This is a genomic window from Candidatus Manganitrophaceae bacterium, assembly GCA_012960925.1.
Lineage (GTDB): Bacteria > Nitrospirota > Nitrospiria > SBBL01 > JAADHI01 > DUAG01.
This window is the reverse complement of the sequence record DUAG01000071.1, coordinates 1-1,727: the sequence shown is the minus strand read 5'-3', so window position 1 is coordinate 1,727 and position 1,727 is coordinate 1. Positions and strand designations below refer to the sequence as shown.

The 1,727-nt window shown below is 47.9% G+C and carries 3 protein-coding genes; all 3 read right to left on the bottom strand.

The genetic code is table 11. From position 1 onward, the window contains the following. Window positions 1–260: 260 nt before the first annotated feature. The 3 genes from EYQ01_10155 to EYQ01_10145 all read right to left on the bottom strand — a co-directional run bounded on the left by EYQ01_10155 (window position 261) and on the right by EYQ01_10145 (window position 1,669). Window positions 261–842, bottom strand: coding sequence for a hypothetical protein (locus EYQ01_10155; protein ID HIE66146.1), 582 nt, complete (start codon window positions 840–842; stop codon window positions 261–263). A 132-nt stretch (window positions 843–974) separates the two neighbouring features. After that, window positions 975–1,316 carry a hypothetical protein gene (locus tag EYQ01_10150; GenBank protein ID HIE66145.1) on the bottom strand — a complete coding sequence of 114 codons (342 nt, stop codon included), beginning with the start codon at window positions 1,314–1,316 and terminating at the stop codon, window positions 975–977. Between the two features lie 158 nt (window positions 1,317–1,474). Continuing rightward, window positions 1,475–1,669: a hypothetical protein gene (locus EYQ01_10145; GenBank protein HIE66144.1), complete on the bottom strand. Its 195-nt coding sequence runs from the start codon at window positions 1,667–1,669 to the stop codon at window positions 1,475–1,477. Window positions 1,670–1,727: the final 58 nt, after the last annotated feature.

Genomic DNA, 1,727 nt, shown 5'->3' with positions numbered 1-1,727 from the left:
GATCGCTCATGGGGTCCTTGGTGGACTTGAGCGGCAGTCGGTTATACCACGGGTACAGCATCTTGCCGGTTAGTGGGGTGCCATCTGCGTTATGTGTGAATTTATGTTCCATTATTCGTTTTCTCCTATTTGAAATCGGGTTCTTTTGTAAGGGGTTCTGGTGCGGTCTGTCTTAACCGCACGTGTCTTGGTGGCCTGGGCACGTCGGATCCTCATAGAATCCTTGCGTGCCTCAGTGGTCTGTTGGGTGGATCGAATCATTACGCCACCCCTAGGATGAACTCTCGCATCTCGGCAAGGGTGAATCCCAACTGCTCGGATCGATCAATATATCGGATACCGACAGAAGTCTCTATGGCACATCCTTCCTCATCTTCCGAAGAGTTGATGACTGCCATGGCGACATCATACATCGATTCCGCAGGAGTCTTTATCTCTCTGGCCAACTTAGTCTTTTTGGCAGACTTGGAACCAGTCACTCGGCTCTCGCCGGTTATCTCGTTCCAAAGATCGGCTCGATCCTCACGGAGAATATTGCCGCCCTGGATCACTAGGAACTCTGAGGTCACTCGGACTGGAGCAGTGGCAAAGGTGGCGTGGAAGTGGCGGCCGGTGCCAATATTACAAATGTCCTTCTCGGTCTGAGTCATCTCGGTGCCGATGGATCCAATCATGGCCCAGGTTTTTCCCTTGTAGCTGGCGGCATAGAGGATGTCATCCCCAATGCTCGGACGCATATTGGTGCCGGTGTAAAATCGCTGGGTCTTCCAACTATTAAAGAGGGCCTCCTTAGCGTCTTTTTTGATAAACGAAAGGGCGTAGGTATTGACTTGATTTTTCATAATTTAGTTTCCTGTTGAATATGAGGTGGATAAAGAGTTCTTTTCTCTATCTCTACTACTATTATAGCATATATCCAGGGTTTGTCAAGCATTATCGCCATCAAAGTTTCTTATGATGGCGATAAGTTCCTCTTATGACGGCTCGTAGGTGGCGTGCACCTTCATAGCATTGACGCATTCCATGTCAGTGATGAGGCCAGCATTGTAGACGCCCAGGACGTATGCAGCAGTTTGGCGGCCTATCGACTTGTGGAAGAGGCCTTTATTCATGAATCCATTGACGTGCTGGAATATGATCTTTAGCGTGCCGGGCTTTTTACCGCGATAATCGCAGACTATTTCGGCGGCAATCTTGCGTTCCGGGTGATCCTGGATCTCCTGGTATGTGTTGACGCCTAACAGCTTGGCCATATCTGACATCATCTCGGCGGTGGTCTGAACTGTGGTTTTGCGAAGTGCTTTTTTAGTTAACATAATATATCTCCTATGAGAATTGGTGATGCCTGTTTAGAAGGGGTAGGCATCGCGGCCCCTAAAAGTTGTTGATTTCTCTATCTCTACTACTATTATAGCATTTATTTGATGGTCTGTCAATGGCTGATAGTTATCATTCCACGACAAAGTTTGATCATTTACGACACGGCCTTGGGCCCATACTGACCCTCATCTCCGACCTTTAAGTTCATCTCGGCGAACTCCTCCGGAGTCACGAGCCATCCAAGGACCGGACGCCACTGGGTGGGGATGCGGATCATCTCCCTGGTGCCTGCTGGATAATTCTTGTTGGACCCAGTGAATGTGATGATTTCCTTAGTGATTTTAGTCATTTTGATTTCCTATTGTTGTGGATAAAGAGTTGATTTCTCTATCTCTACTTCAATTATA

Excerpts from the sequence above, each read along its gene's own strand:
- EYQ01_10150 (HIE66145.1), bottom strand. The coding sequence starts at position 1,316 with ATGTTAACTAAAAAAGCACTTCGCAAAACCACAGTTCAGACCACCGCC.
- EYQ01_10155 (HIE66146.1), bottom strand. The coding sequence starts at position 842 with ATGAAAAATCAAGTCAATACCTACGCCCTTTCGTTTATCAAAAAAGAC.
- EYQ01_10145 (HIE66144.1), bottom strand. The coding sequence starts at position 1,669 with ATGACTAAAATCACTAAGGAAATCATCACATTCACTGGGTCCAACAAG.